At 64.4% G+C, this 9,282-nt stretch carries 4 protein-coding genes and 2 pseudogenes; 4 read left to right on the forward strand and 2 right to left on the reverse strand.

The window, feature by feature from the left end; genetic code table 11:
• The 4 genes and pseudogenes from X739_RS01000000166995 to X739_RS136785 form a co-directional block, all read left to right on the forward strand.
• Positions 1-1,986: pseudogene (locus X739_RS01000000166995) on the forward strand (hypothetical protein); the annotation flags it as partial.
• Positions 1,987-2,200: 214 nt separating this feature from the next.
• A complete protein-coding gene (locus tag X739_RS136795; protein ID WP_023796662.1) occupies positions 2,201-4,492 on the forward strand; it encodes a peptidase domain-containing ABC transporter in 2,292 nt (763 codons plus the stop codon).
• Positions 4,493-4,530: 38 nt separating this feature from the next.
• Complete coding sequence (locus X739_RS136790; protein ID WP_084056650.1) at positions 4,531-5,937, forward strand: HlyD family type I secretion periplasmic adaptor subunit; 1,407 nt, start codon at positions 4,531-4,533, stop codon at positions 5,935-5,937.
• Between the two features lie 23 nt (positions 5,938-5,960).
• Positions 5,961-7,694 (forward strand): tetratricopeptide repeat protein, encoded by a 1,734-nt coding sequence (locus X739_RS136785; RefSeq protein ID WP_031252674.1) that lies wholly within the window; start codon positions 5,961-5,963, stop codon positions 7,692-7,694.
• Between the two features lie 189 nt (positions 7,695-7,883).
• Here X739_RS136785 and X739_RS136780 read toward each other — a convergent pair whose 3' ends face one another.
• Together X739_RS136780 and X739_RS0136445 are read right to left on the reverse strand one after the other, a co-directional pair.
• Complete coding sequence (locus X739_RS136780) at positions 7,884-8,204, reverse strand: DUF982 domain-containing protein (protein WP_023796665.1); 321 nt, start codon at positions 8,202-8,204, stop codon at positions 7,884-7,886.
• An 897-nt stretch (positions 8,205-9,101) separates the two neighbouring features.
• Positions 9,102-9,282, reverse strand: a pseudogene (locus tag X739_RS0136445) (phosphomannomutase/phosphoglucomutase); the annotation flags it as partial.

Here is a 9,282-nt window from a genome sequence, read left to right on the forward strand (position 1 = left end):
ACAGGCTCGACCGGAGCAACCGGTGCCACAGGTGCGACTGGCGATACAGGGGCCACGGGTTCGACTGGTGCAACTGGTTCGACTGGCTCAACCGGCGATACGGGTGCCACGGGTTCGACTGGAGCTACCGGGGCCACAGGCCCGACCGGTGACACCGGCGCTACGGGTGCAACTGGAGCAACCGGGGATACCGGAGCCACAGGCTGGACTGGCGCTACCGGCTCGACCGGAATAACCGGAGCCACAGGTGCGACCGGCGATACCGGCGCCACGGGTTCGACTGGAGCAACCGGTGCCACGGGTTCGACCGGCGATACTGGCGCAACGGGCACGACCGGAGCAACAGGAGCCACAGGTGCGACCGGCGCCACAGGTGCGATCGGCGATACCGGCGCCACGGGCTCGACTGGTGCAACCGGCGCCACGGGTTCGACTGGAGCAACCGGTGCCACAGGCTCGACCGGAGCAACCGGCGCCGCAGGTGCGACTGGTGATACCGGCGCAACTGGCTCAACTGGAGCCACAGGCGCCACGGGCTCAACGGGAGCGACTGGCTCGACGGGTGCTACGGGCTCGACCGGTGCGACAGGTCATACCGGTGCAACCGGAGCGACTGGCTCGACCGGTGCCACGGGTTCGACCGGCGCAACTGGCCCGACCGGCGCCACCGGCTCGACCGGTGCCACTGGCTCGACCGGAGCAACAGGCTCGACCGGGGCGACTGGTGCCACCGGCTCGACGGGTGCAACCGGAGCGACTGGCTCGACCGGGTCGACTGGAGCAACCGGTGCTACTGGTGCGACCGGCGATACGGGTGCAACAGGCTCGACCGGAGCAACAGGCTCGACGGGTGCTACGGGCTCGACCGGTGCGACAGGTCATACCGGTGCAACCGGAGCGACCGGCTCAACCGGTGCCACGGGTTCCACTGGCGCGACTGGTCATACCGGTGCCACCGGCTCCACGGGGGCGACCGGAGCAACAGGCTCGACTGGCTCGACTGGAGCAACCGGTTCAACTGGGTCTACTGGGTCTACTGGTGCAACCGGCTCCACAGGTGCCACTGGTTCTACCGGGGCGACAGGAGCAACGGGTTCGACGGGTGCCACAGGCTCGACCGGCGCGACTGGCTCGACCGGAGCAACAGGCTCGACCGGGTCGACTGGAGCAACCGGTGCCACAGGGTCTACCGGTGCAACCGGCTCCACAGGTGCGACTGGCCATACCGGAACGACTGGCTCGACGGGTGCGACTGGTTCGACCGGTGCGACTGGCTCGACCGGCTCGACCGGCTCGACTGGCTCGACTGGCTCGACGGGTGCTACGGGTTCCACTGGTGCGACAGGTCATACCGGAGCGACTGGCTCGACGGGTACTACGGGCTCGACCGGTGCGACAGGTCATACCGGTGCAACCGGCTCGACTGGCGCCACTGGCTCGACCGGCGCTACAGGCTCGACCGGTGCCACTGGAGCGACCGGGGCAACAGGCTCGCAAGGTTCGACAGGCCCGACCGGAGGAACCGGTTCGGGTGGTGGTGACACTGGTCATGCCAATAACGGCCACGGCAACGGAGAACAGCCCGCGCCGGGCAATTCCGGGGACCATAACAATGCCGACAACAGCTCACATCAGGGACAGGGCAACTCCGGCAACGGAAACGGCGGCCCCAAAGCCAACGTCACGGCGAGCACGCTGGGCCTCAAGGACACGACGCAATTCCTGCCGTCGAGCTCGAGCGGCAACGGCAGTGACCCCGGCGGCCAAGCGTCGTTCCGCAACCTGATTGGGCTTGCAGCGACATCGGTGACGACAGACCTGCTCAACGTCCTCAAGACGATCAGCGGATCCGGTCAGAACCAAAACAAGCCGACGGGGGCGAGCACGGATCTTACCTCCGACCAGACCAAGCCTGGCGCCGGCTACGCCAGCAATGACCATACCGTCAAGACGACCCTGAAGGATCTCTTGAAGCCGCATGAGTGAGCAGAACGGACGGACGGGAACTCGTCCAGTCTGGAAAAAGGACGCGCGGGCCGTGGAAATCGGCATCCGCGCGTTCATCATCCGGAGAGAGGAAATGCCATGAGAGTCGCGCTCCCGATCAGTTCGGAGTACAGTGTGCCATTGCCGCGAACCTCGGCAAACGCCTCGGCCTGGGCATTCTGGTCCTTGGCGCTGTATACCGGATGACAAGCCCATGGTGAACGTCCCCGCAAACGCAGAGAACCAGCCGCTCCCGATCCACGCCGGCACCGAAGTCGAGGCCGCGGCTCGCCAGGCGGACGGCCAGAACCCGCCCGGCGGTCCCGCCGAGCTCGACCAGCTCGGCGCACGCCTGAAGGCCGTACTGCGGGCAGCCCGCTATCATGGCGTCGAACTCGACCCCTCCGAATTCAGGACGGCGAACCCGGTCCCCAGCGCCGCCGATCTCTCCGAGTGGGCGCAGAACGCCGGCATGTGGTCGCGCGCCATTCACATCCGCTGGACCCACCTCTTGCGGTTCCAGGACACCGGACCGGTCGTCCTGTTGTTCAACGATGGCGGCGCGGGTCTCCTTACCGGCGCGAGTGCCGAGCGCAACGTCGTCTTCCTCAAAAGTGCCGATGCGCCAGACGACGGCGAGGTCACCGCCGTCGACGAGCTGCGGTTGTCACAGGTGTGGACGGGCGAGGCCGTGCTGCTGCGCCCGACACGGTCGCATGTGGCGGCGGACGCGCCTTTCACCCTGCACTGGCTGGCCGAACTGGTGCGGCTAGAAAGCCGTCCCCTGCGCGACATTGCCATTGCATCCTTCACGCTGAGTGTCCTTACCATCTTGCCGCCGCTGATGGTCATGACGTTGGTCAACAAGGTGCTGCAGTTCAACAGCCTCTCCACCCTGGTGCTCTTGTCCGCGATCATTACCGTGGTCTTCGTCTACGAGACCCTGCTTGGCCATGCGCGGCGAATGATCATCAACGTCGTCGGCGCCCGTCTCGACACCAAGCTGCATCTGCACGTCTTTAGCCGGCTCCTGCGCCTGCCGCTCGACTATTTCGAGCGCCATCCAGCCGGCGAGACCATGTATCATCTCGCCCAGGTCTATCGTATCCGCGAATTCCTGACCGGAAAGCTCCTCAGCACGTTCCTGGACCTGATCACGCTGTGCGTGCTGGTGCCCGTAATGTTCTATATCAACGTCACGCTGGCCTGGATCGTGGTGGCCTGCGCGGTCGTGATCATGCTGATCATCCTCGCCTATCTCAAGCCGCTGCGCCGCAGGTACCAACGGGTGGTCGAAGCCGAGACCTGGAAGTCGGCCGCGCTCGGCGAAACTGTCGTCGGCATCAAGACGGTGAAGGCGCTCGGCCTCGAGCCACAGCGCAAGGCGCTCTGGGATGAGCGGGTGGCCGAAGCGGGAAAGGCCCGTCTCGCCTTCGGCCAGTTCGCCAGCTGGCCGCAGACCCTGGTCACGCCGATCGAACGCGTGATGGTGCTCGGCACCATGCTGATCGGCGCGTATCTCGCGATGAACGACCGTTCCGGCTACATGGTCGGCAGCCTGTTCGCCTTCATGATGATCTCCCAGCGCGTGGCGCAGCCGCTAGTCGGCTTGGCGCGACTGGTTGAAGACTACGAGGAGGTCGGCGCGGCGATCGGCGAGGCAGCGTCGGTTCTCAACCGGCCGCTGGAGAGCAGCTCGAATTCCACCGGCCTGAGACCCAAGCTCGTCGGCGAGGTCGCGTTCAGCGACCTCACCTTCAGCTATATCGCGACAAAGACGCCCGCGCTCGACCGGGTCAGCTTCCACATTCCTGCCGGCACCATGTTTGGCATTGTCGGGCGCAGCGGGTCCGGGAAATCGACAATCGCGCGCCTGCTGCAGGGGATAAACCGCGATTACAGCGGCTTCCTCAAGCTCGACGGCGTCGACCTCAAGGAGATCAACCTGCGCCATCTTCGCCAAGGGCTTGGCGTGGTGCTGCAGGACAATTTTCTGTTCCGCGGCTCGATCCGTGACAACATCATCGCCGGGCGCCCAGGACTGACGCTTTCGGACGCCATGCGAGCCGCGCATCTGGCCGGCGCCCAGGAATTCATCGAGCGAATGCCCAATGGCTACGACACCTATATCGAGGAAGGTTCGCCCAATCTGTCGGGCGGTCAAAAGCAGCGGCTGGCGATCGCACGCGCCCTCATCCATGATCCGACAATCCTCATCCTCGACGAAGCGACAAGCGCACTCGACCCCGAGAGCGAGGCAGTGGTCAGCGCGAACCTCATGCGCATCGCCAGCGGGCGCACCATGATCATCGTTTCGCACCGGCTGTCCTCGCTGACAGAATGCGACAATATCCTGGTCATGGATCAAGGTAAGGTGCTCGACGTCGCACCGCACGCGACGCTGCTCGAGCGATGCACGCTCTATCGCCAGCTGTGGTCGCAGCAAAACCGGCATCTCGATGGCCGCCAAGGCCGTCCGGTCGCCATCCCGCCGCGGCTGGTTTGACGATGCCAAGACAATATACGCTTCAGGTCCGGTAACCCATGAGTAGCACCTCGATCATCGCCCTCCCCGCCCGACGGCAGCGGATGGAAACGAGAGATCCGACAACCCCGGCCATACTCGAGTTCCAGTGGCCGTCGAGCGCCGTCACCAATGCACCCATTCCGCGCACCGCGCGCGGCATCGTCTGGATCATTGCCAGCCTCGTCATGGCGCTGATCGCCCTGGCAGGACTAATACCCGTGGATCAGGTTGTGACGGCAAGGGGGCTGGTGGTGTCAAACGCGCCCAACATCCTCGTGCAGCCATTGGAGACGGCGATCGTGCGTTCGATCGACGTTCGTGAGGGACAGCACGTTCAGGCCGGTCAAGTGCTTGCTCGCCTCGATGCGACCTTTGCTTCAGCCGACCTGGCGGCGCTTGCGATGCAGGTTTCGACGCTTGAAGCCGAAGTGGCGCGCCTGAAGGCGGAAGCAGACGGCAAGGTCTTCAACTATGATGGTTTGGACCCAAGCTGGACGCTGCAGGCATCGATCTTTGAACGCCGCAAGGCGGTTTACGACGCCAAGGTCGAAAATTTCGACCGCCAGCGCGACGAACTCGGTTCCGTGATCTCGCGCTCGCTGTCGGATGCCGACGGCTACCGCCAGCGGCTCGCAGTGGCGGCCTCGATCGAACAGATGCGCAAGCAGCTCGAAGCACGGCAGGTGGGCAGCCGCCTTAACACACTGCTGGCCGAGGACAATCGCGCCGAAATGTCCCGGTCTCTTGGCAATGCCGAGCAGACGGCCCAAGCCGCAAGGCTCCAGCAGCAGGCCGTGGCCGCCGAGCGCGACGGCTACATTCAGGGATGGCGAGCCGATGTCTCGCAAAGCCTTTCGGAGGCGAGTTCGCGGATATCCGACGCCCGCGAACTTCTCAACAAGGCAAAGCTGCGCAAGCAGTTGGTTGAATTGAAGAGTGAAGCCGACGCCACCGTCCAATCGGTGGCCAAGGTCTCGGTCGGTTCGGTCCTGCAGTCCGGCGAACGCTTGATTACGCTCGTGCCGGCTAACGCGCCGCTCGAGATCGAGACAAACATCGTCGGCCGCAGCAGCGGCTTCGTCCATGTCGGCGACCAGGTGGTCATCAAGTTCGACACTTTCCCCTATTCGCAATACGGGCTCGCGCATGGCACCGTGCGGACGCTCAGCCCGGATTCCTTTTCTGCCCAGGAGCAAGCGCGCGATCCAAACAGCTCGCTGGCCATGCTGCCTTCCGACGCCGAGCCGTTCTATCGCGTGCGCATTTCCATCGATCAGGTCGCCCTCCACGGCGTGCCTGCCGGTTTCAGCGTCAGCCCCGGCATGCCGGTGACCGCCGACGTAAGGGTCGGCCGGCGCACAGTGCTCAAGTACATTCTCGGTGCGATGCTCCCGATCGGTCAGGAAGCGATGCGGGAGCCGTAGAGCACTGGAGGAACCGAGACTCGATGACAATCCTAGATCGGCTGGCTGGTCTTGCCTCCCCTGCGGCAGCGTTGCGCAGGGCGATCCAGCTCTATGACAGCGGCAAGCCCGCTGAAGCCTTTCCGCTTATGGCGGTAGCGGCGCGCGCTGGGATGGTCGACGCCGAGTACCGGGTCGCGCGTTGCTATCTCGAGGGATCGGGTGTGCCGCCCAGCCGTGTGGAAGGGGCGCGTTGGCTGCTGCGGGCAGCCAACCACGGCAGCGCCGATGCGCAGGCGCTCCTTGCCGCCCTCTACGTCACCGGGCTGGTCGCGGCGGAAGCCGCCAGTAAAGGCGCCGGATCGGAAGAATTGTTCAAACGGGACCGCCCAGGCGAACCGGACTTCACGGCAGCCTTCGAACTGGCCACCAAGGCGTCCGAGGCGGGCTCGCCAACCGGACAGGCTATCCTTGGCTATATCCTCACCAGCGGTCCTAAGCCGATGCGCAATGCAGAAGCCGCGCATCAGTGGTACGAGAAGTCGGCTTCCGCCGGCTGTGCCGAAGGATGTCTTGGCCTAGCCCTGTCGCTCGCCCGGCGTGGCAATCGCGAACACCGGGTCAGGATCGCGGCCGAGGTACGACGCGCGGCCGACGCCGGCCTGCCGACCGCAACCTATCTTCTGGCGGTCCTAACCGAGCACGGGCTCGGCGTCTCACGCGACCTGGCGGCGGCCGCTCAACTTTATCAGGCCGCCGCGGAGAAGGGCCTTCCCTCCGCCCAGTTCCGGCTGGGCTTGGCACTGATTGACGGGGGCCTCGTCGACCATGATCCCGCTGCTGGCGAGGCCTGGATGCGCAGTGCCGCCTTAGCCGGCAATGTCGAGGCCGCCTATCTCCTGGGCGATCGCTATGTGAAAACGCAGCGGCCCGATTTCGCGGAAGCCGCCAACTGGTATCGGCGGGCGGCCGAAGCGGGTCACCAGGCCGCCGCCCGCGCCCTGGCCTCTCTCTACCTAACGGGGAACGGCGTGGCTGAGGACGTCGAAGAGGGAGCACGCTGGCTGCGCGCCTCCGCGAATGCGGGCAATCAGGACGCACAGATAGACCTCGCCAATCTCGTGCTCGGAGGAGCCGGCGAGCCCGATGACCGCGCAAGCCTTGCCGGTTGGTTCGAGGCCGCCGCCTCATCGGGCGACCTGATTGCAGCATTCAATCTCGGGCTCTGCTTCGCCAAAGGCGTTGGCGTGCGCCAGGATGAGGGACAAGCGGCGCAGTGGCTGAGGCGGGCCGCCGAAGGTGTCGGGGAGGCGCAATATATGTATGCCCGCCTCCTCCAGGATGGCCGCGGCGTAGCGACCGATCCAAGGCAGGCCCGCGTCTGGTTTGCCCGGGCGGCCAATGCTGGCGTCCTCGATGCGCAGGTCGCGCTTGCCGAGATGCTGCTCAACGGGCGCGGCGGCACGAGCACGCCAGAGACCGCAGTGCAGCTGTTCCAAGGGGCCGCCGACGACGGTCACGCTGGTGCGATGTTTGCGCTAGGTGCGCTGTACGATGCTGGCCAGGCCCTGCCTGTGGACTACAAGGCGGCGCAAAAATGGTTCGCCGACGCTGCCGGGCGTGGGCATGGCCAAGCCCAGCTCATGCTCGGGCGTTACCTCGTCAAAGGGCTGGCCGGCGAGTGCGACCCCGAGGCCGGCCGGGTCTGGCTTGAGCGCGCGGCTGCCTGCGGCATCAGTGAAGCGGCCGACGAACTCGCGGGGCCCGTATCTGGTTGAGCTTTGCCGATTTTGCCAAGAAATCGTCAGGCTCGTAGCGGGATCGCCGGCGAAGGTGGCCTCGTGTGGACAGGTTCAGAGCTTGCAAGCCACCGCGGGTCATCACCTAAGCGCTTCGCGTCGAAACGAATTGAGATCGTTGGTTTATCTGTCGTCTTGCCCAACCTAGGTCACTGTTGGGCGACTGCGTTAGCTGTCCACCACGATCTCTGACCGCCTGTCATAGGCTGTCATCCACTCTTCTGCAGCACCACCAGAGGACTCGATCGGCTCCGCGGCTAGAATTCCCCGAGATCGAGCGAATGCCTCAAAGGCAAGGCGAGCCGTTTCAGCATCTTTGTCGTCTGCAAGGGCAGACCGGAAAAGCGCAAGCGTGGCCGCGTGTGTTGGGCTGCGGAACCCGACCCATTCGTCGAGAAGCTGATAGGCGTCCATGACAGACGACACCTCATGCGCAACACCAAGCCCCACAAATACCTGAACCGGGCGGGTGAAGCGCTTGGGCGTCATTGTTGAGCTCCGTTAACGGCGACCGGTAGCCCGAGTGCCACTTGCTCAGCACTGAGATCGCCCGGCCAAGGACCATCTGTGGCCTCAAGTATGCATCATAGTCTTGCAAGTATTCAAGTAAGCCTTACGGACGAAGATCCTCCGAACAATTCTCGAAGCCGCGGGTACTCCGGCAGCTGCCATGGATCTCGGCGCGGGCCGTTACCTGCATTGCTCGGTACAGATAGCTACGATAGGGCTGCATACTGCCCAGAAATCGTTTGCCTAAGGAAGAGCCTGGCAGAGAATTGACCGTCGAGGAGTACAGGTTCCCATTGCCGCTCCCGACCAGGTCACCAGAAGCACCTGATCTTGCCGGTGCTGTCGGCACGGCAAGGCAAGGTCCGACCGCCGGCGCAATGCTACTGCCGATCTTTGACGTCGGCACGCACGAGCCGCCCTGCCCCAAACAGAAGCGCGAAACGGTACACTCTTTTCCGACCCGTTCCTACATTCCGCATTTCAGGACGGCAAAGAGCGCGCGAAAGTGCTTCGGCTCGCCTTTCGTCGATCTCCAGCATCACATTTTCGCACGTGTCTGAAGCCCCACAACCGGGGCATCTCAAGACATTCGATGGTCGTGTCTCATCGCCGACAAGAGGAAGTTTGCACCTGTTGCAGCCGAGCTGCGGTGAGTTTGCGATCATCATGGTTATCCCAGCGCTCGCCAAAGGTTCACCCCTGACGCCGGACGGGAGATGCAATTAAAGGACCATTTTGCCGGTGACCCATTACGGCACACCTTTGACGCTGCGAACCCCGGCAGAGCCTGCCCTGCAGCATGCGGATGCAAGGATCCGTCGTCCCACTTTGCAATGAATCAGTTGCACCAAGCCGCCATTCTGCCGCTTGGGCCTGTCAAAAAGTCTGATTGTAGGAGCCGACTTCCGGACTGCGGCGCAGCACGGCGTCGACGGCATCGAACATCTGGCGGCGACGCTCGGACGAGACCGGACTTTCGACGACCACGACCAGTTCCGGCTTGTTCGACGAAGCCCGCACCAGACCCCAGGTGCCGTCCTCGGCAACGACACGCACG

Source organism: Mesorhizobium sp. LNHC209A00, assembly GCF_000502915.1.
Lineage (GTDB): Bacteria > Pseudomonadota > Alphaproteobacteria > Rhizobiales > Rhizobiaceae > Mesorhizobium.